Raw genomic sequence first — 23,727 nt, forward strand, 5'->3', positions numbered from 1 at the left:
TGCGTACGGGCCTAAAGATCAATTCACCCTATCGCAGCCTCGTCCGCAGGCGCCTACCTGTGGGCCGGCCTAGCATTTGCAGCGTTTGTATCGGAATTTGACGGGTTGCCTCCTTGCCGCCACGTCGACGGTCGAGCGCAGCGCGCGCCATAGTGCAGAACGAGGATGGCCTGCACGATCGCGGTGCCTCGGCGTGGGAGGCAGCGCAATTTGATCAGGATCTTCCAGGTCTTGAGCGTGGCGATCGCGCGCTCACCGCGGGCGCGGATCTTCGCGTGTGCCCGGTTGACCTCCAGTTCTTCTACCTCTTCCGGGGCGCCGAGCGGTTGGCGGCCGCGGCGGACGACGTCGCCGCGGCGGTGCGCGACGGCGCGATGGGAGTGGGCGAGGAGCACGGGCTGCCGCTGCTGCGCTTCCCCCCTGGCCGAGACTGCGGCGGCGCACCTCGCCGCGGAGAACGGCGTGGTCGGTAGAGCGCTCGTCGATCTCACGTGACCAGCGTCGCGGGCCCGGCGGCCCGCGACCGTCACGGTCGGGGCCGGGGTGCTGACGGGTGTGCGTCGAAGTGACACACGGAGAGAATGGGCCAGGTCAGCTTGGCCATCTCCGACGGCGTGTGGGCGCAGTCGCGCTGCAGCCAGTCGGCGGCCACCCCGACGATCGCGCCCGCGACGAACGCGGCGGGCACATTGTGCGGATCGTCGGGCGTGGCCGTGCTCTTGCCGGTCGACCTCTGCAACGCGGCGGCCGCCATGCGGCGCCGGATGTGGTCGATGACGCGGGCACTTCCCTGCGGTCCCAGCAAGCTGCGATACAGGCTGGCGTGCTCGGCGAGAGCAGCGAAGAACGTCTGCAGCGATCCGAGCGGGTCCCCGGTCGCCGGGTCGCCGCCCAGGGCGGTCATCACGTCGACCAACTCGTCGATCATCCCCGTGCAAGCGGCCTCGGCCAGCTCGTGCACGTCCCGGTAATGGTCGTAGAAGGTCGAGCGGCTCACGCCCGCCTGCCCGGCGACGTCGGCGACGCTGATCTGCGACAACTCCCGGTCCTCGGCCAGGCGGATCAGCGCACTTCGCAATGCCGCATGGGTACGCCGTACCCGGCGATCGCCCGCGGCAGGGCCGCCTTCCGTCCTGGACACGTGAGCCAGCCTACATTGCCTACGACTGTAGGTTAACCTACAGTCGTAGGGAAACGTCGACTGGAGGAAGCCATGACCCCCACCCTCGGCATGATCGGCGCCGGCATGATCGGCTCCACTCTGGCCCGCCTAGCCGTGGCCGCCGGCCTGGACGTCGTACTGAGCAACTCCCGCGGCCCCGAGACCCTCGCCGACCTCGTCGCCGACCTCGGCGACCACGCCCGCGCCGGCACCCCCGCCGACGCCGCGCGAGCAGGCGACCTCGTGGTGGCCACCATCCCCCTGAACGCCTACCGTCGGCTCCCCGCGGCGGAACTGGCCGGCAAGATCGTGATCGACACGCTGAACTACTATCCGCAACGCGACGACCGCATGCCGGAGCTGGACTCCAACGAGCTGACCTCGAGCCAACTCGTGCAACGGCACCTGGCCGGCTCGCGCGTGGTCAAGGCGTTCAACAACATCACCTACCTGAGCCTCGGCAAGCTGGCGCGGCCCGCGGGCGACCCCGACCGCAGCGCCCTGCCCATCGCCGGCGACGACATCGCCGCCAAGGCGGAGGTGGCCGCGCTGCTCGACACCCTGGGCTACGACGCCGTGGACATCGGCACCCTCGCCGACAGTTGGCGCAGCGAACCCAACACCCCGGTCTACGTTCAGCCCTACTTCGCCGGAGAGGCACCCAAGGGCCTCGACCGGGAGGAGGCCTACCGGTGGCACGTCACCAACCCCGGCGCCATAGTTTCCGCCGACCAGATCAGAAAACTCACCGAATCGCCCGTACGCGGCACCGCCGGCGGGTACCTGCCCGGGCTGGACGCCAAATGAGCGGCGGGACACCGCGCGCGGCAGCAGAGTGCCGTGATGCGTGACTTCACCGGCCAGACCATCATCATCACCGGCGCAGGGTCGGAATCGGCCGCGCCACCGCCGTCCTCCTGGCCACCGAGGGGACGCAGCTGACCCTGGTCGACCTCGACGAACAGGGCCTGACCGACACCCGCGACGAGATCCAGAAAGCTGCTCCCGGAACCTCCGCCCTGCTCGTCACGGCCGACGTCTCCCGGGGGAGGAAGTCGTCGCCGATGTCCGGACGACGATGGAGACGTCCGGGCACATCGACGGGGTCGTCAACAACGCCGGCATCGAGGGCAAGCACAGCCTCACCGAGGACTACGACCGCGCCCTTCCTGAGTGGGAAGGAATTCCGCTTCGCGCTCAATGCCGCGACCGGTAGCCCCTGGCAAAGCTTGAGTTGGACTGCATCCTCATCCAGTCCGGGCAGCGTGGGCGATAGCGCGGCTCGGTCACCGGGGAGTTGGGAGCCTGGCGATGTTGACCATGAAGCCCGTCCAACCCGTCCCGTAAGACGATCCGTAACCGGACACGGTGTGCGGGTCACGACGCAGCTCGGAGGGTATCGAGCCGGCGCAGGTCGTCGTCGGACAGGCTTAGGTCGGCCGCGGCGACGTTGGAACGCAGGTGGCGGACGCTGGTGGTCCCCGGGATCGGGATGACCGGCACACCGTGTACCTGCTGCCGATGGTGCACCCAGGCCAGTGCGACCTGCCCGCTCGTAGTGTCGTGTCTACTGGCGATCTCGCCCAGTGCGGCGCGTAGGCCGCTCGCTACTTGCTCGTCGGCTGTGCTCGGAGGCTGGTGGAGGAGTCCATGACCGTTTGGGGAGTGGGCCACGATCACCACTCCGAGGTCGGCCACGGTAGGCAGCAGCTCCTGCTCGATGTCGCTCTGCACCAGTGACCACTGCTCCTGTAGCGCCGCGATCGGGTGAACGGCGTGTGCGCGGCGTAGGTCGTCCGCCGTCACGTTGGACAGGCCAAGGGCGCGTACCTTCCCCTGGTTGACCAGTTCGGCCATGGCTTCGACGGTTTCCTCGATCGGGACCCTTTCACTGCGATGGTGCAGGTAGTAGAGGTCGATCACGTCGACACCGAGCCGTCGCAGGCTCGCCTCGCTCGCCTGCCGCACGTACGACCGGTCAGCCCGTACATCGAAGCCGCCGGCGAGCTCACCTCGCCATACCAACCCGAACTTGCTGGCCAGCAGCACCTCATCACGGCGCCCTCGGATTGCCCTGCCGACCAGCTCTTCATTCTGGTAGGCATCTGCGGTGTCCACCATCGTGACGCCCGCATCAAGGGCGGCGTGGACCACCGCCACCGGGTCACGGTCGGTGCCGTCGCCGGTTCCATCGCGCAACCTCATCGCACCGAATCCCTGACGGCCGAAAGTATCGCGACCCATGGATAAACGCGTTCCCATCTCGGCACTTGGCATGACCCACACCCTAAAACCTCAACCGCAATTGAGGTCCAGTCCGTTAGCGGTGCCCGAGGGCGGGGCTGCGGTCGGCGGGGGAGTGGGCCGTGGTGGGACGCTGTTGGTCCAGGTTGCGCTTGCCGCCGCCGGCTGCGGAGAGCACCACCGCGCCGACGAGCTGACCGACCGGGCCGCGGGGATCGCCGCCGGCCTGAGGGGGTACGACGACACGTATCGCACCAGCTGCGGGCCGATCGCCGTCGAGTTGGCCCGGGTGGTGGTGGCTGCCGCGAGTGTCGCGCCGGCCGAGGTTCGGTGCCGGCCTCTGGCGCGTACCCTCATCGCCGAAGTCGCCCGGGGGGCACCCGGCGCCGGCCGGCGTGGCGCGACTGGCGACGCTGGTCGGCCTCACCCGCTGACCACCATTGAGCGTCTTCCAACTCACCCCGCCGACCTGATCCGCAGCCACCGCCGCCAGCGCCGTTCGCACTGGCGTCGCCTCAACCCCGGCCAGCAAGCGCTCCTCGCGTTGGCGCATCTGCGCGACGGTGACCCGTTCACCCGGCTGGCCGCCGGTTGACGCCCCATCTCATTTTTGGTAAGACCTTAACATTATGGATGTCGCCACGCTCTCGGCACAACGCCTCGTGCTCACGCTTCACCGCGCCACCACGCTCGTCGACCGCGTCGCTGACGCGCACCTGCGGAACATGCACGACGTGACCCTTTCGATGTTCGCCGCGCTGGTGACGATCCACGCGATCGGCCCTGCGCGACAGAGCAAGATCGCCCAAGCCCTCGACGTGTCCAGAGCGGCGGTGACGCAGCGCCTGGTCGAACTCGTCGCGCGCGGGCTCGTCGAGGTCGCTCCGGATGCCACCGACCAGCGCGCGAATCGCGTCGCCGTCACGAGAAAGGGTCGGGAACTCCTCGACGCGGCATGGAAAGGGCTCGCGGAGATCGACGACGGCATCGAGGACGGTATCGATCTCGAAGCGCTGCAGAGCGCGCTGGACACGCTTGTCGCCAACGCCGCACGCTATCTCGCCGGGCAGGAGGTGACGGCATGAGCGTCGCCGCCATCGTGGCCACTGTTGTACTCACCGCACTCGCTGTGCTCCAGGTGCTCGTCGCGGCCGGCCGGCCGTACGGGCGGCTGGTATGGGGTGGGCAGCACGAAACACTGCCGCGTCGACTGCGAGTCGGCAGCGCAGTGTCGGTCGTCGTCTACGCCGTCATAGCCTGGGTGCTGCTCGCGCGCGCCGAAACCTTCGGGCCTTTCAGGCCGTTCGTCGGCATCACGACGTGGGTGCTCTTCGGGTACTTCGCAATCGGGATCGCGCTCAACGCAATCTCGCGAAGCCGCGCCGAACGCCTGGTGATGACACCAACATGCGTGGTCCTGGCGGCGTGCTCGCTCACCGTCGCGCTCAGCTGAACCCGAGCCCCTTGACCAGCATCTCGACGTCGCGAAGTCCACGGTGTACCACCCGAACCCGGCAAGTGTGCATAGACTGAAGTCCATCTGCCGAACCTCTCGCCGACTGGCCGGCTCAACGGCTGCAGCGCAACGGGCTCGCAACACGGCGGTCGTGCGATAACGGAAAACGTCACTGCGCAGCTACCGGCAGGGCACTTCCGATGGGAACGTCAGCACGCTTCGGTTTCACCACCACCGCACACCACTGGGAGCAGCGATGACCCGGACTGTTCGGAGCAGAGTTCTGGCTGGTATCGCCGTCGGGGCGCTTGCCGCGACGCTGGGCCTGCCCGGCGTCGCCGCGGCCGCGACGACGCACCGGACCGCCTCGGTCTGCGCGCTGCACCCGCTGCCTCTACCGGCGGATATGGTCGGTCGAGCCGTGGAGGTCGACCCGACCGGCCGGTTCGTCGCCGGCCTCGGCTACCGGATCACCGGCGACGTCTGGCAGCCGCTGATGCTGCTCTGGACCGTGCCGCCGCTCCACCCCAGGCCAGGAGTGTGGAACGAACCCCGACTCACCGTCGTCCCCACGGCAGTGGACCACATTCCCAGTAGCATCAACAGGTACGGAGTAGTCGTCGGCAGCGCCTCCGTCGACAACGTTTACCGCCCCTGGCGCTACAGCAACGGCCACTTCGAGTGGTTGCCGGCCCCGACGACGGTCTCCGGCACCTGGGCGGTGGCAATCAACTCGCGCGGCGACGTCGTCGGCTACGGCGCTGTCGAGGAGACCGAGACGACCATCCCGCTGCTCTGGCCTGCCGATCGACCGGGCACCGTCGAGGTGATCGACAGCCCGCCCGTCACCGGCGCGGAGGAGATCCTCGACGACGGCACCATCGTCGGCACCGCGGGCGGCTTTGGCTGGGTACGCCATCCCGACGGAACGACCGACCGGCTCACCGCTCCGGGCGCCCGCTGGTCAGGGGTCTGGGCGGCTCAGGGAACGTGGGCGGTGGGCCGCATCGGCATCAGCGACGACCGCGAGGACGGCACCTGGGTGCGCTGGGACCTGCGGACCGGCGTGGCGAACGCCGTGAACCTGGAGGGGAGAACGCCGCAGGACGTCAACGCCCGGGGCGCAGTGCTCACTGGCCAAACCGTCGTCCACGGCGACCGCATCGTGACCCTGTACGGCGCTGTCCCCGATGCCCGCCTCGTCCTCGGCTGGTCAATCGCCGACAACGGCCTCGTCGTGGGCTCCACGAACGACTCTCGACTGCGCCCAGCGAGCTGGACCGACTGCTGAGAAGACCGGCACCAAGGGTGGGGCGCACGCCACCGCCGAGGTTGCCCGTTGTCACCCGGCGTGGCGCGACTGGCGAAAATCGCTATCCGGTTGCCGGAGCGCACTGGTAGAAAGCCGGGGTGCACAAGACTTTGACGTTCACTGATCATCTGCGGCTGATCGACGAACGGTCGACAGCCTTCCGTGCCGCGGTCGCTGCGGCGCCCAGTCTCGACGTGCCGGTGCCGAGCTGTCCGGGGTGGACGCTGTTCGATCTTGTGCAGCACCTGGGCATGGGTCGCCGCAGGGCCGGCCGACGCTCCACCGGAGAAGTCCGCTTGGGACGACGGCGCGGGTGCGCCTCGGGAACGCGACGCTCTCCTGGCCTGGTGGACCGAGTCCGTCGAGCGCCTGACGAGCGGGCTGAGTGAGGCGGGCCCGGACCGCGGCTGTTGGACGTGGTGGGGTGACTCGCAGTCATCGGAAACCTCCGGTGCGTGGGCTCGGCGGCAGGTGCCCGAGATCGCGGTGCACACCTACGATGCCCAGCTCGCCGTGGGGGACCCGGAGCCGCTGCCGGACGAGGTCGCCCTCGACGGTTTCGACGACTGCCAGTTCACCCTCTGCTCGACGGATGTCGCCTGGCCGCACGAACCCGCGGTCGTCGATTACTACGCCACCGAGGGCCGCTCTTGGCGCCTTCGGCTGTCCCGCGACGGCGCACGGGCCGCCCGCCTCGGCGCGCCGGCTGCCAGCGAGGACCTGGACCCGGACACGGCCCACACCTCCGCCCGGGGCACGGCCAGTGACCTGGTCCTGTTCTTCTACGGGCGCATACAGCTGGATTCGCCGAAGCTGGAGCTGGACGGGGACCGTCGCGTCTTCGACCAGCTCATCGCCTGGGACCCGTCCGCGTAACAACGAGCCCATTCATCGTGCGCCTGGACGTGAAGTAGGACGAGGATGGCCCGGACGATCGCGGTGACGCGTCGCGGGCAGTAGGAAAGCTTGACTGGGACTTTCCGGCCCTTGAGGGTGGCGACGGCACGTTCGCCGACGGCTCGGATCTTGGCGTGATGGCGGTTGACGGTCTTCTGCCGTCGGGCCCGGTCGATCGGGACCAGGGCGGCGTCGAGAATCGCGTAGGCAAGCCGGCCGATGCGACGCATCGCCGCGTTCAGGTCCTCGGCGTGCGCCGCGAGCAGGGCCTTTCGGCCGGCGTCGAGGCGCCATCACCGACCTTCGCGCCGGGCGCGTTCGGCGCCGGTCGGCCAGGTGGTTCAGGGCGCGGCTGGACGGCGCGCAGCGCCCGCCGATCTGATCCATCGGCCGGATGGTCGTCCCATGATCCGCGCAGCATCAGGGATGCTGCTAGGTGGCAGCGGCGTCGACCGCGCGCCGCACCGGCCGTTCCCCGCCTGGCGGCGTACCACATAGGACGGAACATTCGGGCAGCCCATTGCCATCCAATTCCGCTTCGGTGAAGATGATCAGCCACACGACGTGCACGGGGGCGCAAACGTCGTAAGGTGCGCCCCTGCACATTTGGGGGAAACGATGAGACTCAGTCGGTTGGTCGTCGCGATACTCACAGCGGCCGGATGCCTGGTCGGCCCTTCGGCGGCAGCCGCGGCGCCGCCGTCCGCCCCGGCAGCGTCCTCCGCCCCGGCGCCGTCTTCCATAACGCGGCAGCCCGTCCAGGTGGCCGACTCCGACGAGCCCATCATCGGACAATTCAACATGGCCGGTGGGAGTGACGCCCACGGGCGCAAGGGCCTTGAGGTCGCCGACGCGTTGGCCGCGGACATCAACAGCCGGATGCCCAGGCTCGCGTTCCTGACCATCAACGAAGGCTGCCTGGACTGGCTGGATCGGGTGGAAGCGCTCCTGCCGGACACGTACCGGATGCACTTCGACGCGGTCCGCGGCGGCGACGGCGCCGTCGCGACCTGCAAGCACGACTCGCCGTTCGGCAACGCCATCATCTACAAGCAGAGCGTTCTGCCTGATCCGCAGCCGGTGGCGCACGAGCTGCCCGCGGTGGAGGGCCTCGAGAAGCGCGAAATGCTGTGCCTGCGATCCTTCGCCAAGGTATTGGTGGTCTGCACCGCGCACCTCGTCCATTCTGGGGAGAACGTCGAGCAGCGCAAGCGGGAGGCGGCAGAGGTCAAGCGGGTGCTCGCAGCCCACTACGCCGGCTCCACCGTGTTTCTCGCCGGCGACCTCAACGACGTCCCGGGCTCCGCCGTGCTCAGCAACTTCTACCACCGGAACTACCGGTCCGCGGGGAGCGATGCGGCACACGGTACGTTCAAGGAGGCGTTCAGTCCCTGTCGCAACGAAATTAAGCAAACAACGGAAACGGATGACGACCCGGTCACCTATTGTCGGGGCGGCGATACCACCCATAAACGGCTGGGCACCGTCTTCAGCGACAAACTCGACTACGTGTTCGTGCCGCCGTCGGTGACGGTCCACAGCGTTCAACGAATCTGGTCGTCGCACTCCGATCACGCTCAGTTGTGGGCCACGGTGAGCATACCGACGGGTTTCGGACCGGTCCTCGATTCGATCATGGTGGTCGGCGACTCAATCAGCCAGGGCCTTGAGGGCGACTACACCTGGCGGTACCGGCTGGCCGAACACCTGAAGGCGGCCGGGCGTGACGTCATCTTCGTCGGGCCCTACCGCGGGACCACCCGGCTGCCGTCGACCCTCCCGGCGAACTTCCCGGACGAGTCGGCACCGCCCTACTTCAACGGCGTCTACCGCAACGGGCTCACCTTCGATAGCGACCACTTCGCCCAATGGGGACGCCAGGCCCACCAAACCAAAAACGACATCCAGGCTCGGGTAAGCCAGTACCAGCCGAAATACCTCCTCGTCGAGCTGGGCTTCAACGACCTGGGCTGGGGTGTGTCCAACCCGGATGGGCTGATCGCCGACATGCGTAGCCTGATCGCCAAAGCCCGAGCCGGCAGGCCCGACGTCCGCATCCTGGTCGCCACAGTCCCGCAACGCACACCGCTGGACGCGCAACCGGATCTGGGCAGCAAGATCAGCGCGTACAACGCCAAGCTGGGCCCCGCTCTGCAGGCGTTGAACACGGCGACCTCTCCGGTGCGGTTGGTGGACATCGCCGCCGGCTACGACGCGTACACCGATGCCTACGACGGTCTGCACCCGAACCCGCAGGGCGAACACAAGATCGCCAAGGGGTTCGCCAACGTGCTGTGGAACCAGTTCCAGCTCGGTGCCGCTTACACCATCCCCTCCGAAAGCATCCCGCAGATGGTGCCCTACTCGCCCACCTCGATGCGGGCCACCGCCACCGCCAACGGCATCGAACTGCAATGGCAGCACTCCTTCGGCGCCAGTGGCTACTGGCTCTATCAACGTGACGCGACCGCCGGTGAAGGCTTCCAACGACTGCCGTTGCCGATCCCCGCCGACTCGTGGAAGGTCAACTGGGTGGTGCCGGGCCACCGCTACGAGTTCCGAGTCGTGGCCATCCGCGGCAACACGACCGCACCCACGGAATCACCGATCGCCTCCGTGACGGTCGCCAACCTGCAGACCGCGGCCGGCCCGCCGAACGTCAACACCACGGCCGGGCCGGGCTACATCGACGTGAGCTGGGACGCCGCGACCGGGCCGTACAGCGACACCGTGCGCGCGTACACCGTGTACTACCTGGACAACTCCCAGCCGGGCTCCGTCGTCTCGTCGATCTCCACCACCGGCCGCTCGATCCGGCTGACCGGCCTGGTCAGCGGCCATTCCTACACCGTGGCCGTGTGCTCGGTGAACGTGGCCGGGGAGGGAGTGCCCTCGGCCGGACCGACCCGCGTAGTCGGCTAGCGCACCGCGGCAGGGCTTCGCCGCCGACGCGGAACATCAGCTCTCCCGCCGTCCCGGCCGGGGCGCGACAAGCGGTAAACGCTCGTCTCCCGGCCGGGGCGGCGACTCGTCCCGGGTGCCTTGTGAGGTCGAGGCGGTGGCGGTGCTCGCCGAACGGGGCGTACGGGTGACAGTGCTCCGGAGTCCGCGCCGAGGCCGGTTGGGCGTCTGGCCGGAGCCGCTGGCCGAGGCAAGCCGGCCGATGCGCCGCATCGCCGCGTTCAGGTCCTCGGCGTGTGCCGCGAGCAGGTCGACCGCTTCCCGGAGGACGTCCTGCCAGGCCGTCGTGTCGCTGACGGCGAGGCCGCAGGCCAGACGGGCGATGGTGTCACCGTTGCAAAGCTGGGCCAGGGCGAGCAGGGCCTGTCGGCCGGCGTCGAGGCGCCATCACCGACCTTCGTGCCGGGCGCGTTCGGCGCGCCGGTCGGCCAGGTGGTTCAGGGCGCGGCTGGACGGCGCGCAGCGCCCGCCGATCTGATCCATCGGCCGGATGGTCGTCCCATGATCCGCGCAGCATCAGGGATGCTGCTGTCTCCTGGGCGTCGGAGACAGCAGCATCCGGGAACTTGCTCGGATCTTGGCGAGTAGCGGAGCGCCCTGGCCCAGCCGAGGACCGGCCCGCCGCCCGGCTAGGCGAACGACGCGCGCGTCGACCGAGGGTGACCGGGCGTGCATACGCGGCGCTGGTGCCGGGGGCGGAGCGTGCCGGGGCTCAGGCGCAGACCGTGCCGGGGCGGGGCTCAGGGGTGCAACGCCAGGGCCCGTAGGGCGATGTCGACCGAGGCCTGGAGGTCCTCGCGGGTCGCGCCGGCCGCGGCGTGGACGGCGTGCCCTTCGCTGAGGGCCATCACGAACCGGGCCAGGGCGCGGGGGTCCACGCCGTCGGGGAGGTCTCCCTCCTTCGCGGCGCGAGCCAATCGCTCGTGCAGCGCGGCTTCGGTGGCGGCGCGGCCGGCGGCCAGGAGCTCGGAGATGCGGGCGTTCTCCGGCGAGCAGGCCAGGCCGCCCTGGATGGAGAGGCAGCCCGCCGGGTGGTCACGGTCGGTGAGGCCGTCGGCGCTGGCGCGCAGGAACGCTTCGATCGAGGCGTACGCGGTGGGCTCGTCGAGCGCGGCGCGGGCGTTTGCCGCCTGGGTGTCGCGGTAGCGGGTGAAGGCGCGCTCGAACAGTTGCTCCTTGTTGCCGAACGTGGCGTACAGGCTGGGTCGGTTGATGCCCATGGCCTTGGTGAGGTCGCTCAGCGACGCGCCCTCGTAGCCGTGCCGCCAGAAGACCTCGGTCGCCCGGTCGAGGACGGTCTCCTCGTCGAAGCCCCGGGGACGTCCGCCCGTCGGTGTCGCAGTGGTCATGGCACCAGTCTACCGCTCGGTACAGATCGTGACCGGGGTCACCAACCGATCAGTACAAAACCCTGTTATGGTTCTCAGCAACCGAGCGGTACAAAACCGGGGCAACGACACGTAGGAGATTCGAATGACCGTCACGCTCATCACCGGTGGCAACAAGGGCATCGGGTTCGAGACCGCCAGACAGCTTCTCGACCTGGGCCACACCGTCTACATCGGCGCACGGGACGTCGAGCGGGGCGAGAAGGCCGCAGCCGAGTTGGGCGCACGGTTCGTGCAACTCGACGTCACCGACGACGAGTCGGTGAACAGCGCGTTGGCGACCATCGGCTCGGCGGAGGGTCGGCTCGACGTCCTCGTGAACAACGCGGGCATCCTCGGCGACGGTCCCATCGACGGTCCGAAAGCCCTGCGGGTGTTCGACACCAACGCGGTGGGGATCGTCCGCGTCACCGAGGCGGCGCTGCCCCTGCTGCGACAGTCGTCCAACCCGACGGTGGTCACCGTTTCCAGCAGCATGGGGTCCTTCTGGGCGGTCACCAACCCCGAACGGCCCGAGTACAACCTTCCGGCGGCGCTCTACGCGGCGTCCAAGTCGGCGGCCACCATGCTGACGATCCAGTACGCCAAGGCCAACCCGGGCATCACGTTCAACGCGATCGAGCCCGGCCCCACCGCCACCGACATGACCGCCGCCCTCGGAATCGGACGCCCGCCAGCGGAGAGCGCCAGGACCGTCGTACGCCTGGCCACCCTCGGCCCCGACGGCCCGAGCGGAACCTTCACCGACGAGTTCGGCCCCTTGAACTGGTGACACGGAGAAACAGGAGAAAATCTGATGACTGACAACAACCTGCGTGACTGGTACCTGCGCTACGTCGCCGACCTCAACGCCCACAAGTTCGACGGCATGGACGAGTTCATCAACGACACGGTGATGCTCAACGGCGAGCCCGGCACCCGGGACGACGTCCTCGCCGTACAGAAGCACGACGTCGACGCCGTCCCGGACCTGCGCTGGGAGGTCAAGGAACTGCTGTTCGACCGCGACCGCATCGCCGTACGCGCGATCAACACCGGCACTCCGGTGAAGGAGTGGCTCGGTGTGCCGCCGTCCGGCAAGTCGTTCGAGATCGTCGAGTACGCCATCTACAAGGTCAGCGACGGACGGTTCGTCCAGATGACGGCCCTGCACGATTCGGCCGAGATGCTTCGGCAACTGACCGCCGCCTGACAGCACGGATCCCCGGTTGCCGCGTCCGCTCGCTCCCCCGAGCGGACGCGGCAGGACCGCGTCCGCCACCCCGGGCCGACCGGCACGGTGATGAGTTGTCCCGCCCGCACCCGTCATACCTATGTCAGGACACGACGAGGCGGAAGGATGACGCGATGAGTACGGACACGCGGCTGAAGGAGCGGGGCGTGGGCGATCTGAGCGAGGTCGACGAGTCGACGTTCACGGGGCTGGCGCAGCGGCACCGGCGGGAGCTGCACGTGCACTGCTACCGGATGCTCGGGTCCTTCGAGGACGCCGAGGACACCGTGCAGGAGACGTTCCTGCGCGCCTGGCGGCGGCGGGAGACCTTCCAGGGGCGGTCCACGTTCCGGGCCTGGCTGTATCGCATCGCCACCAACGCCTGCCTGGACCTGCTCGCCAAGTGCCGCCCGAAGCCCGCCACCGGCGGTGAGGTGCTGTGGTTGCAGCCCTACCCGGACCGGCTGCTCGACGAACTGCCGGCAGGCGACGCGGACGCGCCGGAAACCATTGCCGTCGCGCGGGAGACGATCGAGCTGGCGTACCTGGTCGCCGTCCAGCACCTCGCGCCGCGCCCGCGCGCCGTGCTGATCCTGCGCGACGTCCTCGGCTGGCCGGCGAAGGACGTCGCGGAGCTGCTCGGGGACTCCGTCAACTCGGTCAACAGCGCCTTGCAGCGCGCCCGCGTCGGCATGCGGGAGCACCTGCCCGCCGAGCGGCAGGACTGGACAGGCGACCAGCAGGACGCCCGGACCCGCGAGCTGGTACGCCGCTTCACCGACGCCAGCGTGGCCACCGACGTGCCGGCGCTCGCCGCGATGCTGCGCGACGACGTCCGCTCCTCGATGCCTCCAACCCCCGGCGTGTACGTGGGACGCGACGCGGTCGTGGCCAGCTGGATCGAGGACGGCTTCGACGGCATGACGGGCCTGCGCGGCATCCCCACCACAGTGAACCGGCAACCCGCCGTCGCCTTCTACCACTGGCAGCAGCAGGAGAACGCGTACCTGCCCCTGACGATCGACGTCCTGCGCGTCACCGGCGGCGAGATCACCGAGATCACCATCTTCCACGACGACCAGTTCCCCCGCCTCGGGCTGCCCGAGCGCCTGCCGGCGGACAGCGCGCAGTAGTCCCGGCGTACGCCCCGACACCGAGTGGAGGAACGACATGAGCAGCACCAATGACACCGGGATCGTCGCGGATCGGACATCGGGCCGGATCGGGCGTACCCATCGATATCGCAGCCTGGTCGGCGTTGGCCTCCTTGCCGCGCTCGTCGCGGTGGTCGCCACCACCCTCGCCGCCGCTCTCGCCCGGGCCGCCGGTGTCGACTTCGAGATCCCCGACGGTGGCGAGAAGATCCCGTTGGGCGGGTTCGCCTTCGTGACCGGCGTCTTCTCGGTCGTGGGCGTCGTCATCGCCGTCGCGTTTCTCCGCTGGAGCGCCCGCCCAGCCGACCGGTTCGTGTGGACGACGGTGGCGCTGACCGCTATCTCGATGGTTCCGCCCCTGCTCTCCGGGGCCGACGCCGCCACCGTCGCCGCCCTGCTCGCGCTGCACCTCGTCCCTGCGGCGGTGATGATCCCCACCCTGGCGCGGAGCCTCCGCGCCCGGACCGGCTGACGATCCGGCGGCCGGGGTGAGGGGGCGCCGAACCGGTCCGGGCATACTCGGTATGCTCTGCCGCTATGCGACCTGGTGATCGGACGGTGGCGCTCGCCTCCGTGGTGGGCGGACTGCTGCTCGGCTTCCTGGACTTCTGCTGGATCAAGTGGCTGCCGTTCCCCATCGCCGAACTCGGCAACTCAACAGCGACCTGGGCGGTTGCCGCCTTCCTCTTCGGTTACTGGGTGCGGTCCGGGTGGCTCCGCGCCGCCCTCGGCGCCACCGTCCTGCTCGTCGTCGCCGTACCCAGCTACTACCTCGCGGCGGCCCTTCTGCAAGGCGACGACCTCGCGGTGCTCTGGGCGCCGACGTCGCTGGTCTGGATGTTCTTCGGCGTGCTCGCCGGGGTGATCTTCGGTACCGCGGGCACCTGGGCGCGGGGCACGGGCTGGCGGCAGATCGTCGGTGTCGCGCTGCCGGCAGCCGTCTTCTTCGAGGAGGCGGCCCGGTTCGCCGGCAAGGCGACCGACCCCGGCTACTCCTCCGGCGCCTGGTGGAACGTCGCCATCGACCTCGCGCTGGGCGTGCTGATCGTCGTGCTCACCGGCCGGTCCCATCGTCAGCGGGCGCTCGCCGTCGCGGTGGCCATACCACTGGCCGCCGCGATCCTGGTGACCTTCGCGCTGGCCGGCGGCGCCCTCTCGTAGGACGTGCATCCCGCTTGTCCGCCGTCGATCCTGCAGGCTGGACGCGCTGTCGAAGGCCGTGTTTCACCTGCGGCGGCTACTTGTTGTCCATCGGTGACCTTGGCTGGGCCTGACGGTTGCGACGCGAGCCGATACGCTCGCTGACCATGAGTGAAGGACTGACCGGCCCTCGCGGGCGGGACACGGGTCCGGTGTGGGGGATCGTCGCCGCCTTCTGCGTCGCGCCCGCCCTCGTCGTGTGGCTCGGGTCGACCGATGCGGCGGAACACGCGGTGTTCGGCCGGGCGGCCTCAGTGACGGTGCTGCTCATCGCGCTGGCGCTGACGGCGGTCGGCGCGGTGGTGTCGGTGGTCGTCTGGTACGGGGCGCGGCAGTGGTCGCGCGGTCGCCGGTGGGCCATCGCCGGGCCGCTTCTCGCATTCGCGCTCCTCGTCGTCGTGCTCGGGATCGGCTGCCTGGCAACGTCGGAGGCGAGCACCGACGTTCTCCTGGGCGTACTCCTGGTGGTGGGTGCGGTGGCCATGGCGGCGGTGGCCCGGCAGGTGGTCCGGGTCCGCGCCACCGCCGGCGGTGACCGGTTGCGGGAGCGGTTCGAGCAGCTACGGGAGGATCGTTCGTGACCGACGACATCGTCCGGTCTTTGCAGGAACTGCGAAGCTACGCCCTCGGCCTCCAGGGCATCCTGAGCGAAGCTCAGGCGAGCATGCCGGAGCAGGTGGTGGCAACCGATGCCACCGGCGCCGTTCAGGTGGTGCTGGGCCCCGACGGATCGCCGGAATCCATCGCCGTGGAGTCGGGCTGGCGGCGGCGACTTGCCGCAGAGCAGTTGACGGCGGCGGTGCTGGAGGCCTGTGAGGCTGCTGCCGTCGAGCGGATGGCCGCGGTCTCCGAGGCGCTGCCCGACGACGCGGCAGACCCACGAGCCGACCAACCGGGGGAGCGTCCTGCCGAGACCGCCGATCCACTGCCCGCCGCAATGCGGGCGCAGGTGGACCGCGCGCAGCCCCGCCCGCTCGACGAACTTGTCGAGGACGTGCTGCGTGCTGCCGACAACATCGACGAGTACGCTGCCCTGTCGCCGATCGCCGCCACCGGCACCGGCACCGACGCATCGGGCCAGATAGTCGTCACCGTCTCAGCGGCCGGTCTGCTGTCGTGCGAGGCGGAGCCGTACTGGCTGGAAACGCAGGGCGGCGCCGACCTGACCGCCGCGCTGACCGAGGCCGTCGCAGCTGCTCGCGCCGATCTGGCGGACGCGACCCGCCAGGCAGCCGGCTCCAGCGAGCTGGATCAGCTGTTCGCCGAAACCCTGGCAACCCTCAATGACCTGCAACGATCGGCGCAATCCGCGAAGGACCAGACATGACTCCGCCCCCCAGCAAGAAGGACGTCGAGGTCGCCACCGACACGCTGCGCACCGAGGCGGGCATGTGGCTGCGGCACAGCGACACGATGGCTGCCATCACCAGCAGGGCCGAAGGGCTGCGGATGACCGCACTGGAGGCGGGCCTCTTCCAGCTCCTCGTGAAGCCGTATGACGAGGCGGCCGATCAAATCACCTCCCGTTGCCGGGAGGGCCGGCAGCGGATGACCGAGATCGCCACCACGCTGCGCAAGGTCGCCGACACCTACGACGCCGAAGACGCCAGCAACGCCCACGAGCTCAACAACCTTTACTGACCTGGGGATCGATCCGGATGTCATTCACCCTTGCCCAGTACGAAGCCACAATGGACAAGCTCTCGTCCAAGATGACGGACCTCTCGGACAAGCTCGACAAGGTCGATCCGACGGTCCGCCGGGCCGTCGATAGGTGGTTCATCACCCAGGGCATCGCCGATCGCCTGATCTGGGTGGGCAACAAGCTCCTCGAACTCGGCTCGGCGATCCTGGACAAGATCGCTGAACTGCTCAAGGGCGCTGCCGCCCCGGTGACGTTCTTCTTCACCGCATCGGAGTGGCAGGGTGTGCGCGGTCTTGCCACCGACGTGTCCGGCGAACTCAAGCCGGAACAACTCGGCGTGGCGCGCGTGTGGCACGGCCAGGCCGCCGACGCCTACATCAAGCAGATCAAGCCCCAGTCGGACGCCGCAGCCCGGATCGGGGTCATCGCCGACAAGACCGCCACCGCCCTGAACACCTGCGCGGTGGCGGGCCTTGCCTTCTACGTGGCGCTCGCCGTAATCCTGACCAAGTTCATCATCGCGACAATCGCCGCGCTGGCAGCCCTCGGCAGCGTGGTCTTCTCCTGGGCCGGTGCCGCCCTCATCGTCGAGGAAGCCGCAGTCAACACCGGCATGATCATCGCGGCGGTCAGCACTCTGACGGCGGTGCTGGGCGCGCAGGCCAGCCAGATGGTGGCGCTGCACGGGGAAGCGATCGACGCCAGCGCCTTCCCCGGCGGCAACTGGCCGGACGCCGCCCCGGGACACTTCAGCGACGCCACCGTCACCGACGGCGACGCCGACTGGTCCCTGCAGTCCTGACCGTCCCTGCAGTCCTGACCGCGGCTCGGCGCTGACCAGGCGTCAGCGCTGACCGCGGCTCAGCGCTGGCTGCGATCAGCTCCGACCACGGTCGGGTGCGCTCATGTCGCCGGTGCCGGGAGCGCCTTCGGCGAGCCCGTAGCGCAGGTAGACGGTGCCCGTCGGGCTGGCCACCGGCGGGTCGAGGAGGGTGAGGTTTGTGGGCACCTCGCCACCGTCGAACACCTTCTTGCCGACGCCCAGCACGATCGGGTGCACCCAGAGGTCGAGCCTGTCGAAGAGCTTCTCGCGCAGGAGGGTCTGTACCAGGTTGAGGCTCCCGACGACCTTCACGTGCTCGTGCCGGTCCCGGATCTCGCGCACCGCGCCGGCCAGGTCCGGGCCCAGCTGCGTGGACCCCGCCCAGGACAGATCCGGCTCGCCACGGGACGCCACATATTTCGGGACACTGTTGAAGAGCGTGGCGATGGCGTTGTCCTGCCCACCCTCCTGGTGGGGCCAGTACGCGGCGAAGATGTCGTACGTGCGTCGGCCGAGCAGGAGGGCGTCGGTGCCCTCGTACGCGTCGTAGACCTGCGCACCGGCGACGTCGTCCAGCAGGGGCGCCTGCCAGCCGCCGAACGGGAACCCCTCCGGGTCCTCCTCTGGGCCGCCGGGCGCCTGCCCGACGAGGTCGAGAGTTGCGAACAGCTCGATGTGGATGTGGCCCATGCCCTGCCCCCGCTCGGTTGGTCTCCTCGGTCCGGAGCGTAGACCCGCGCACCGACAGAGGAGGGCCGCTCGCCATCCTCAGCCGTACGAGAACGGCACGTCCGTCGTGATTGGGCGGTGCCCCTGCAACCAAATTGATCATCATCGGAACATCGGTTATCGTGCCCGTCCGTGAAGTCCTCTCGATTTGCCTCCGCCGTGTTGATCCTCGCCGCCGCAACGGCTCTCGCCGCCTGTGGTGACGGAGATGCGGCGACGAACGCCGCGTCCACCGCCCCCACGTCCGCAGCCCCGAGCGCGGCAGCTACCTCCACCGCCCCCTCGCCCGCCGCACCCGCCATGAGCGACAAGGAGATCTGCGAGTCGGCGCAGAAGGCCAGCGACGAGATGAAGGCGGAACTGCTGAAGATCGTCTCGGCCGGTGAGCCGTCGGCGGCCGACTACAAGAAGATCCTCGCGGGGCTGGAGGAGAGGGTGACCAGCCTGGCCACGGCCGGCGGCGACAGCAAGCTGGCCACTGCCCTGAAGACGTTCGGCGCCGAGGCGGCAAAGGCCGCGGCGGCAGCGGACCCGGCCACCGCCGCCGACAACCCGGCCTTCGAGAAGGCCGGCACGGACATCACCACCGCGTGCAAGGCCGCCGGCGTCACATTCGTTCTCTGACCAGTCGCAGCTCTGACGCCGGCCGGCGTGGCGCACCTGCCCACGCTGGCCGGCGTCCCCGTCGCCAGAGGCACCACGCGCCCTCAGCTGGACCGTTCGGGACGCTGGCGGGCGAAGGCGTCCACCCTGCCCCAACGGCCCGGGATATCCAGCAGCGCGATCCGGCCGAACGCCGACGGCAGCGCCGGATCGACGGCGAGATGGTTCTCGTGCGGTTCGATGCCGAGCATCGTTCGGATGAGCAGCATGGACGCGCCACTGGACCACGCCTGCGGGCTGCCGGCCGTCGGGTACCGGACCGGGTAGCGGGTGGTGCAACGGTCGAACCCGCTGAACGCCTCCGGCAGCCGCCCCTGAAAGTAGGTCGCTGCCGACAGGATCCCCTCGGCGATGCGCCCCGCCTCGCTGCGGAACCCGTACCGGCGCAGGCCCCACGCGATGAACGAATTGTCGAACGGCCACACAGTGCCGTTGTGGTAGCCCAACGGGTTGTAGCGGCCCTGCCCCTCGGCGAAGGTGCGCACGCCCCAGCCGGAGAACAGCGCGGGACCCATCAGGTGCTCGACCACCTTCGGAGCGCGCTCCGGCGGCACGATGCCACTCCACAGCAGATGCCCGATGTTCGACGACAGGCTGTCCACCGGCGTCCCGTCACCGTCGAGCGCCAGCGCGTAGTAACCCCGGTCGTCGAGCCAGAAGTCCCTGTTGAAGCGGTCGTACAGGGCCGCCGCCTCGCGCTCCAACCGGTCGGCGAAGTCAGGATCACCCCAGACGGTACGCGCCAGCCGCGCGCCGCGGATCTTGGCGTCGTAGGCGTACCCCTGGGTTTCGCATGTCGCCCTCGGGAAACCCGGCAGCCTCCCGTCGGCGAAGGAGATGCTGTCCCAGGAGTCCTTCCAGCACTGGTTCTCCAAACCGGTGGCACGGTTGCGCCGCTCGTACCAGATGTAGCCGGTCCCGTTCAGGTCCGCATACGTGTCGATCCACTCCAGAGCCGCGCGGGCCTCCTGCTCCAACTCGATCACCAGAGCCCGGTCGCCGCTCCACATCTCGTACTCGTCGAGCAGAACCACGAACAGCGGTGAGGCGTCCACGGTGCCGTAGTAGGGGGAGTGCGGCTGCTCCTCGAACGCCGCCGACTCCCCGTAGCGCAACTCGTGCAGGATCCGACCGGGATCCTCCTCCAGGACGTCGTCGGTGCGGGCGCCCTGTAGCGAGGCGAGGATCCGCAGCGTCGGCGGGGTCAACGACGGCGTGACGGCCAGTGTCTGAAGACAGGTCAGCAGGCTGTCGCGCCCGAACAGGGTCATGAACCAGGGCAACCCGGCCGCGGGTACGGCGGCGCCGCTGAGCGAGAGCGGCGCGAAGCGCAGCGCCGCCAGGTCCACGAGGCTGCGCTCGTACACCTGTTGGAGCGGGACGTTGTCGGTGTCCAGTGTCGGGGCCTGCGCAACCCACTCCCGCACGCTCTCGGGCAGTGTGGACTCGTGAGGTCGGAGCGCCCGCACGGCGTCCCGCAGATCGACACCGTCCGGGCGGAGCGCCCGCATCACCACCTGCAACCGGGTCGACCACTGCTCCCCGGGCCGCAGCCGCGACGTGAACCGCAGCCCCTGCGGGTCGAACGTGGCCGGCTCACTGGCCGTCACCGAAACCTCGCGGCGGAACGTGCCACGGCGGTAGCCCAGCCGCAACTCGGTCGGCTCGATCTCGGTGTAGTGACTGCCGACCTTGTCGTGCGTGTCGAACTTGATCTCGAAGATGTCGGCGAAGTCGGCAGCCACCTCAAGTCGTACGTCCAGGTCGAGGTCCTCATCGCCGTAATTGAAGATCGTCAGCGACTCGATCAGGTCCGGGCCGATCCAGCGCCGCCGGATCGCCGACACGTCGGCCTGCACGTAGTCGACAGCCCCACCCGGCACCACGAAGAACGTGGCCTCGTAGTACTTGCTGTCGTCCACCGACAACGCGTTCAGGCGTTCCCCATTGACGGTCAGCACCCAGCGGGACAGGAAGCGCGTGTCGGCGGTGAACAGCCCCACCGGCGCGCTCGACGACGACTCCACGTCACCGCTGGCGTCCGAGACGATGAAGGTGCTGCCGTCGAGGCATGACACGGTGCCCGGGATGTCCCTCATCCGGTTCCGCTCGTCGGCTCGGCGGCGGCACCTCGCCGTACCTCGGTCTGCGACGGAAACAGCCGACCGACCCGCAACGCCAGAGCCAGATCACCGTCGACCAGGATCTCGCCACGGGTGATCGCCGCCAAGCCGTTCATCTGGCCCAGCGCCATCGACTCCGCCACCTGCGCGGACACCCGGATGACAGTCCCGGCGGGGCCGTCGTCCCGCGTCACCCGCAGACGGCCGTGGTCGATGGCCAGCAGCCACCGCTGCACCTGGTCACCGTCGCGGATGTCGAACCGGACGCTACCCCGGACCTTGTCGAACCGTGGATCATGGTCGGTAGCCGCCAAGCGTTCGAAGAAGGCACTGGTCGCCGACATCCGACCTCCGCGGGCGCTGGTAGGAGCACCCGTCGGCTACCCGCTGTGCGCGCCCACTAACCTCGGGCGTCCCGCCACCCCGCCCGGACGGCCACCTGAACGCGGATCTCCATGCCGGTCGGCAGGTCGACGTTGACGCGCTCGGCCGCGGGACCTTTCGGATCAGCCCAGGTCGAAGTCGACCACGACGGGTGCCCGTCCGACACGCACGGGGGTCGCGGCGTCGAAGCCGGCGGCGTCGCGGTGCCACTCCGGCAGCCGGTACGAGCAGTCGCACCGCAGCTTCACCCGCTGCCCCGGAAGCAGACGCAGCATGTACGGGCTACCGGCGTCCGCCACACCGACCAGGTCACCGGTGACCGTGTTGAAGGCCACCACCTGGGCGTAGGTGGCCAACTCGTCGACCAGGACGACTCCGCTGACCACAGTCCCGGCGGTGAGCGCCTGATCCGCCGTCACCGTCCGGTCGCTGCGCACCCGCACCGGCCGGGCCTGCAGGCGGTTGGCCACGCCGCCGGACCACTGGATGGCCCGCCCGGTCGCGGCGAACTGCAACGGCCAGTGGTACGGCCCGAGACCGGTCATTGTGTAGCGGCCCTGCTCGTCGGTGAGGACGCCGTTCTCGCCGTACTTGGGGTGCGGAAGAAATGGCACCACAAGCACGCTGGCACCGCGGATCGGCTGGCCGGTGGCCGCGTCGGTCACCACGCCGACGATCGTGCCCGGCGGGTCGAGGCGTACCTCTGGCGCCCTGGTCACCGCGCCTCCGCGCACCCGGATCACCTGGGCGCGCTCCCGCTCGCCGGTGCCGCCGTGTCGCCCCACCCACTGCGAGCCGTGCCGGGCGGTGTCGGACGGCCGCACCAGGAGGCGGTAGCGGCCGGGCGTCACCCCGTCGACGCTCAGATTGCCCTGCTCGTCGGTGCAGCCGGCGTGGCGGCCGGACTGTTCCTCGTCGAGCATGACCGACGTCAGCGCCACCAGGTCGACGGGAACGAGTGCGGCACAGGCCCGGGGGACCGGCGCTCCGGTGCGGGCGTCCCGGACCACGCTCCGTACACCGCCGAGCGCGGCGGTTTTCGACGTCGTGGCCGCTGTGGCGGACGCCGCCGGCAGCGGGGGAACGGCGTGGGCGCCGGGCGGTGCGATGGCCTCGACGGCGAGGAGGGCGAGGGTGGAGGCGATGGCGATCAGACGGACCGAGGCACGGCTCATGACGGAGTCCCTTCCGGAGCGTGGCGGCAGCCCGACCGTAGCGACCCAGCCCCGATACGTGCGTGTCGTGTCGCCAAGGTGACGTCAAGACGCCCATGCCGGGAGACGTTCTGGGCAGAAACGGACACCGAAGGTGGGACTACGGCATAGCGTCACGGTGGCGGAACCACCGCCGCGCCGCCGCGCCGACGGCGGGCACGCCGAGCGGAGAGGACCGGACGTGGACCATGTCGACGGGGTACGCCTACCGGAGCTGGACGGGGCCCCACCGAAGAATGCCCTGCCGCGTACCCTCGGCTGGCTGAGCCTCGCCCTCGGCGTCGGCGCGCTGGCCGAACCCACGCCGCTTGCCCGCCTCACCGGGGTCGACGACTCCCCGGCGGCGGTGGCGGTCATCCGGGCCGTCGGCGCGCGGGAACTCTCGCACGGCGCGGCCCTCGTCGCCGGCCGCCACCCCGGCGGCTGGGTGTGGACCCGGGTGCTCGGCGACGCCATGGACCTCACGCTGCTCGGCCGGGCACTGGCGCACCGACGCGGCGAGCGACGCAGGCGGCTCGCGCTGACCACCGCCGTGATCGCCGGCATCACCGCCGTCGACCTCGCCGTCGCCGTCGCCGCGACACGTGCCCGCCGCGCCCGCGACCGCATGATCCGGATCAGTCTCGGCGTCACCGTCAACCGCTCGCCCGCCGACGCGTACCGCTTCTGGCGCGACCTGGAGAACCTGCCCCGCTTCATGGCCCACCTCGAGTCCGTGCGGGCCGACGACCTGCGCCGCTCGCACTGGATCGCCCGCGGGCCCGCCGGCCGGCACATCGAGTGGGACGCCGAAATCATCGACGACCAGCCGAACAGGTCCGTGGCCTGGCGGTCGCTGCCCGGCGCCCAGGTGCCCAACGCCGGTCGCGTCCGCTTCCTGCCCGCGCCGGGCGACAGGGGCACCGAGGTACGCGTGCAACTCGCCTACGCGCCTCCCGCCGGGTCGCTGGGTCGGGCCGTGGCGAAGCTGTTCGGCGAGGAACCCGAGCAGCAGGTCCGCGACGACCTACGCCGGTTCAAGCAGATGCTGGAGGCGGGCGAGGTGGTCCGCTCCGACGGCAGCCCCAACGGCATCTCCGTGCGCCAACAGGTCATGCAGCGCCCGGCCCAACCGCTGCCCGACACCCGCCGCTGACCGCGACACGCTTCGGAGGATTCC

The 23,727-nt window shown here is 69.7% G+C and carries 26 protein-coding genes and 5 pseudogenes; 21 read left to right on the forward strand and 10 right to left on the reverse strand.

Annotated elements, in window-relative coordinates; genetic code table 11:
* Positions 1 to 149: 149 nt before the first annotated feature.
* Positions 150 to 290 (reverse strand): annotated as a pseudogene (locus F4558_RS08735) (IS5/IS1182 family transposase); the annotation flags it as partial.
* Here F4558_RS08735 and F4558_RS08740 point away from each other — a divergent pair.
* On the forward strand, positions 276 to 473 hold the full coding sequence (locus F4558_RS08740) for a hypothetical protein (protein ID WP_209274932.1): 198 nt from the start codon (positions 276 to 278) through the stop codon (positions 471 to 473). The pseudogene F4558_RS08735 and the gene F4558_RS08740 overlap by 15 nt on opposite strands.
* A gap of 53 nt (positions 474 to 526) precedes the next feature.
* On the opposite strand, the gene F4558_RS08745 is transcribed toward F4558_RS08740, so the two are convergent.
* Positions 527 to 1,141 carry a TetR/AcrR family transcriptional regulator gene (locus tag F4558_RS08745; protein WP_167943764.1) on the reverse strand — a complete coding sequence of 205 codons (615 nt, stop codon included), beginning with the start codon at positions 1,139 to 1,141 and terminating at the stop codon, positions 527 to 529.
* A gap of 72 nt (positions 1,142 to 1,213) precedes the next feature.
* Between F4558_RS08745 and F4558_RS08750 the strand changes: the two genes are divergently transcribed.
* Positions 1,214 to 1,969 (forward strand): NADPH-dependent F420 reductase, encoded by a 756-nt coding sequence (locus tag F4558_RS08750; RefSeq protein ID WP_167943765.1) that lies wholly within the window; start codon positions 1,214 to 1,216, stop codon positions 1,967 to 1,969.
* A gap of 271 nt (positions 1,970 to 2,240) precedes the next feature.
* Positions 2,241 to 2,378: a hypothetical protein gene (locus F4558_RS08755; RefSeq protein ID WP_167943766.1), complete on the forward strand. Its 138-nt coding sequence runs from the start codon at positions 2,241 to 2,243 to the stop codon at positions 2,376 to 2,378.
* A 161-nt stretch (positions 2,379 to 2,539) separates the two neighbouring features.
* On the opposite strand, the gene F4558_RS08760 is transcribed toward F4558_RS08755, so the two are convergent.
* Positions 2,540 to 3,439, reverse strand: a complete 900-nt coding sequence (locus F4558_RS08760; protein WP_245241295.1) for an aldo/keto reductase — start codon at positions 3,437 to 3,439, stop codon at positions 2,540 to 2,542.
* A gap of 436 nt (positions 3,440 to 3,875) precedes the next feature.
* Here F4558_RS08760 and F4558_RS08770 point away from each other — a divergent pair.
* The 6 genes and pseudogenes from F4558_RS08770 to F4558_RS31480 form a co-directional block, all read left to right on the forward strand.
* Positions 3,876 to 3,998, forward strand: a pseudogene (locus tag F4558_RS08770) (IS5/IS1182 family transposase); the annotation flags it as partial.
* Between the two features lie 37 nt (positions 3,999 to 4,035).
* A complete protein-coding gene (locus F4558_RS08775; RefSeq protein WP_167943767.1) occupies positions 4,036 to 4,491 on the forward strand; it encodes a MarR family winged helix-turn-helix transcriptional regulator in 456 nt (151 codons plus the stop codon).
* Positions 4,488 to 4,859, forward strand: a complete 372-nt coding sequence (locus F4558_RS08780; protein ID WP_053655709.1) for a hypothetical protein — start codon at positions 4,488 to 4,490, stop codon at positions 4,857 to 4,859. Before F4558_RS08775 ends, F4558_RS08780 begins: the two co-directional genes overlap by 4 nt.
* 259 nt (positions 4,860 to 5,118) lie before the next feature.
* Positions 5,119 to 6,153: a hypothetical protein gene (locus F4558_RS08785; protein WP_167943768.1), complete on the forward strand. Its 1,035-nt coding sequence runs from the start codon at positions 5,119 to 5,121 to the stop codon at positions 6,151 to 6,153.
* Between the two features lie 119 nt (positions 6,154 to 6,272).
* Positions 6,273 to 6,621 (forward strand): annotated as a pseudogene (locus F4558_RS31475) (maleylpyruvate isomerase N-terminal domain-containing protein); the annotation flags it as partial.
* A gap of 24 nt (positions 6,622 to 6,645) precedes the next feature.
* Positions 6,646 to 7,050, forward strand: a complete 405-nt coding sequence (locus F4558_RS31480) for a hypothetical protein (RefSeq protein ID WP_312877429.1) — start codon at positions 6,646 to 6,648, stop codon at positions 7,048 to 7,050.
* A 17-nt stretch (positions 7,051 to 7,067) separates the two neighbouring features.
* On the opposite strand, the pseudogene F4558_RS32405 reads toward F4558_RS31480, so the two are convergent.
* Positions 7,068 to 7,238: pseudogene (locus F4558_RS32405) on the reverse strand (IS5/IS1182 family transposase); the annotation flags it as partial.
* 595 nt (positions 7,239 to 7,833) lie between these two features.
* Here F4558_RS32405 and F4558_RS08800 point away from each other — a divergent pair.
* Positions 7,834 to 9,993, forward strand: coding sequence for a GDSL-type esterase/lipase family protein (locus F4558_RS08800; RefSeq protein ID WP_167943769.1), 2,160 nt, complete (start codon positions 7,834 to 7,836; stop codon positions 9,991 to 9,993).
* A 228-nt stretch (positions 9,994 to 10,221) separates the two neighbouring features.
* On the opposite strand, the pseudogene F4558_RS31485 reads toward F4558_RS08800, so the two are convergent.
* Together F4558_RS31485 and F4558_RS08810 are read right to left on the reverse strand one after the other, a co-directional pair.
* Positions 10,222 to 10,515: pseudogene (locus F4558_RS31485) on the reverse strand (hypothetical protein); the annotation flags it as partial.
* A 257-nt stretch (positions 10,516 to 10,772) separates the two neighbouring features.
* Complete coding sequence (locus tag F4558_RS08810) at positions 10,773 to 11,381, reverse strand: TetR/AcrR family transcriptional regulator (RefSeq protein WP_053655714.1); 609 nt, start codon at positions 11,379 to 11,381, stop codon at positions 10,773 to 10,775.
* A 124-nt stretch (positions 11,382 to 11,505) separates the two neighbouring features.
* On the opposite strand from F4558_RS08810, the gene F4558_RS08815 reads away from it, so the two are divergent.
* From F4558_RS08815 to F4558_RS08855, 9 genes are all read left to right on the forward strand, one after another.
* Complete coding sequence (locus F4558_RS08815) at positions 11,506 to 12,192, forward strand: SDR family NAD(P)-dependent oxidoreductase (protein ID WP_053655715.1); 687 nt, start codon at positions 11,506 to 11,508, stop codon at positions 12,190 to 12,192.
* A gap of 24 nt (positions 12,193 to 12,216) precedes the next feature.
* Entirely contained in the window at positions 12,217 to 12,612 is a 396-nt protein-coding gene (locus F4558_RS08820) for an ester cyclase (protein WP_167943771.1), read from the forward strand.
* A 155-nt stretch (positions 12,613 to 12,767) separates the two neighbouring features.
* Positions 12,768 to 13,766 (forward strand): RNA polymerase subunit sigma-70, encoded by a 999-nt coding sequence (locus F4558_RS08825; protein WP_167943772.1) that lies wholly within the window; start codon positions 12,768 to 12,770, stop codon positions 13,764 to 13,766.
* 37 nt (positions 13,767 to 13,803) lie between these two features.
* On the forward strand, positions 13,804 to 14,259 hold the full coding sequence (locus tag F4558_RS08830; protein ID WP_167943773.1) for a DUF6069 family protein: 456 nt from the start codon (positions 13,804 to 13,806) through the stop codon (positions 14,257 to 14,259).
* Positions 14,260 to 14,324: 65 nt separating this feature from the next.
* Positions 14,325 to 14,948, forward strand: coding sequence for a DUF6518 family protein (locus F4558_RS08835; protein WP_167943774.1), 624 nt, complete (start codon positions 14,325 to 14,327; stop codon positions 14,946 to 14,948).
* Positions 14,949 to 15,094: 146 nt separating this feature from the next.
* Complete coding sequence (locus F4558_RS08840) at positions 15,095 to 15,568, forward strand: hypothetical protein (RefSeq protein WP_167943775.1); 474 nt, start codon at positions 15,095 to 15,097, stop codon at positions 15,566 to 15,568.
* The gene (locus F4558_RS08845; RefSeq protein WP_167943776.1) at positions 15,565 to 16,314 is read left to right on the forward strand and encodes a hypothetical protein; all 750 of its coding nucleotides are present in this window, start codon (positions 15,565 to 15,567) and stop codon (positions 16,312 to 16,314) included. Before F4558_RS08840 ends, F4558_RS08845 begins: the two co-directional genes overlap by 4 nt.
* Positions 16,311 to 16,628 (forward strand): type VII secretion target, encoded by a 318-nt coding sequence (locus tag F4558_RS08850; protein ID WP_167943777.1) that lies wholly within the window; start codon positions 16,311 to 16,313, stop codon positions 16,626 to 16,628. Before F4558_RS08845 ends, F4558_RS08850 begins: the two co-directional genes overlap by 4 nt.
* 17 nt (positions 16,629 to 16,645) lie before the next feature.
* The gene (locus F4558_RS08855; RefSeq protein ID WP_053655728.1) at positions 16,646 to 17,434 is read left to right on the forward strand and encodes a hypothetical protein; all 789 of its coding nucleotides are present in this window, start codon (positions 16,646 to 16,648) and stop codon (positions 17,432 to 17,434) included.
* Between the two features lie 75 nt (positions 17,435 to 17,509).
* Here F4558_RS08855 and F4558_RS08860 read toward each other — a convergent pair whose 3' ends face one another.
* Positions 17,510 to 18,145, reverse strand: a complete 636-nt coding sequence (locus F4558_RS08860; RefSeq protein ID WP_053655730.1) for a dihydrofolate reductase family protein — start codon at positions 18,143 to 18,145, stop codon at positions 17,510 to 17,512.
* A gap of 171 nt (positions 18,146 to 18,316) precedes the next feature.
* On the opposite strand from F4558_RS08860, the gene F4558_RS08865 reads away from it, so the two are divergent.
* Positions 18,317 to 18,808, forward strand: coding sequence for a hypothetical protein (locus F4558_RS08865; protein WP_053655732.1), 492 nt, complete (start codon positions 18,317 to 18,319; stop codon positions 18,806 to 18,808).
* An 83-nt stretch (positions 18,809 to 18,891) separates the two neighbouring features.
* On the opposite strand, the gene F4558_RS08870 is transcribed toward F4558_RS08865, so the two are convergent.
* From F4558_RS08870 to F4558_RS08880, 3 genes are all read right to left on the reverse strand, one after another.
* The gene (locus F4558_RS08870) at positions 18,892 to 20,937 is read right to left on the reverse strand and encodes an amylo-alpha-1,6-glucosidase (protein WP_053655847.1); all 2,046 of its coding nucleotides are present in this window, start codon (positions 20,935 to 20,937) and stop codon (positions 18,892 to 18,894) included.
* Between the two features lie 5 nt (positions 20,938 to 20,942).
* Entirely contained in the window at positions 20,943 to 21,314 is a 372-nt protein-coding gene (locus F4558_RS08875) for an SCP2 sterol-binding domain-containing protein (RefSeq protein WP_053655734.1), read from the reverse strand.
* A gap of 162 nt (positions 21,315 to 21,476) precedes the next feature.
* Positions 21,477 to 22,529, reverse strand: a complete 1,053-nt coding sequence (locus F4558_RS08880; protein ID WP_053655735.1) for an MSCRAMM family protein — start codon at positions 22,527 to 22,529, stop codon at positions 21,477 to 21,479.
* Positions 22,530 to 22,686: 157 nt separating this feature from the next.
* Here F4558_RS08880 and F4558_RS08885 point away from each other — a divergent pair, with 157 nt between their 5' ends.
* Positions 22,687 to 23,703, forward strand: coding sequence for an SRPBCC family protein (locus F4558_RS08885; RefSeq protein WP_231640041.1), 1,017 nt, complete (start codon positions 22,687 to 22,689; stop codon positions 23,701 to 23,703).
* The last annotated feature ends 24 nt before the right edge of the window (positions 23,704 to 23,727 follow it).

The sequence above is a fragment of the Micromonospora profundi genome, assembly GCF_011927785.1.
Lineage (GTDB): Bacteria > Actinomycetota > Actinomycetes > Mycobacteriales > Micromonosporaceae > Micromonospora > Micromonospora profundi.

Bases quoted from the DNA above. Each gene is read 5' to 3' on its own strand.
- F4558_RS08760 (WP_245241295.1), bottom strand. From the start codon at position 3,439: ATGCCAAGTGCCGAGATGGGAACGCGTTTATCCATGGGTCGCGATACT.
- F4558_RS08750 (WP_167943765.1), top strand. From the start codon at position 1,214: ATGACCCCCACCCTCGGCATGATCGGCGCCGGCATGATCGGCTCCACT.
- F4558_RS08785 (WP_167943768.1), top strand. From the start codon at position 5,119: ATGACCCGGACTGTTCGGAGCAGAGTTCTGGCTGGTATCGCCGTCGGG.
- F4558_RS08835 (WP_167943774.1), top strand. From the start codon at position 14,325: ATGCGACCTGGTGATCGGACGGTGGCGCTCGCCTCCGTGGTGGGCGGA.
- F4558_RS08755 (WP_167943766.1), top strand. From the start codon at position 2,241: ATGGAGACGTCCGGGCACATCGACGGGGTCGTCAACAACGCCGGCATC.
- F4558_RS08820 (WP_167943771.1), top strand. From the start codon at position 12,217: ATGACTGACAACAACCTGCGTGACTGGTACCTGCGCTACGTCGCCGAC.
- F4558_RS08850 (WP_167943777.1), top strand. From the start codon at position 16,311: ATGACTCCGCCCCCCAGCAAGAAGGACGTCGAGGTCGCCACCGACACG.
- F4558_RS08825 (WP_167943772.1), top strand. From the start codon at position 12,768: ATGAGTACGGACACGCGGCTGAAGGAGCGGGGCGTGGGCGATCTGAGC.
- F4558_RS08875 (WP_053655734.1), bottom strand. From the start codon at position 21,314: ATGTCGGCGACCAGTGCCTTCTTCGAACGCTTGGCGGCTACCGACCAT.
- F4558_RS08810 (WP_053655714.1), bottom strand. From the start codon at position 11,381: ATGACCACTGCGACACCGACGGGCGGACGTCCCCGGGGCTTCGACGAG.
- F4558_RS08860 (WP_053655730.1), bottom strand. From the start codon at position 18,145: ATGGGCCACATCCACATCGAGCTGTTCGCAACTCTCGACCTCGTCGGG.
- F4558_RS08775 (WP_167943767.1), top strand. From the start codon at position 4,036: ATGGATGTCGCCACGCTCTCGGCACAACGCCTCGTGCTCACGCTTCAC.
- F4558_RS08855 (WP_053655728.1), top strand. From the start codon at position 16,646: ATGTCATTCACCCTTGCCCAGTACGAAGCCACAATGGACAAGCTCTCG.
- F4558_RS08840 (WP_167943775.1), top strand. From the start codon at position 15,095: ATGAGTGAAGGACTGACCGGCCCTCGCGGGCGGGACACGGGTCCGGTG.
- F4558_RS08815 (WP_053655715.1), top strand. From the start codon at position 11,506: ATGACCGTCACGCTCATCACCGGTGGCAACAAGGGCATCGGGTTCGAG.
- F4558_RS08880 (WP_053655735.1), bottom strand. From the start codon at position 22,529: ATGAGCCGTGCCTCGGTCCGTCTGATCGCCATCGCCTCCACCCTCGCC.
- F4558_RS08780 (WP_053655709.1), top strand. From the start codon at position 4,488: ATGAGCGTCGCCGCCATCGTGGCCACTGTTGTACTCACCGCACTCGCT.
- F4558_RS08830 (WP_167943773.1), top strand. From the start codon at position 13,804: ATGAGCAGCACCAATGACACCGGGATCGTCGCGGATCGGACATCGGGC.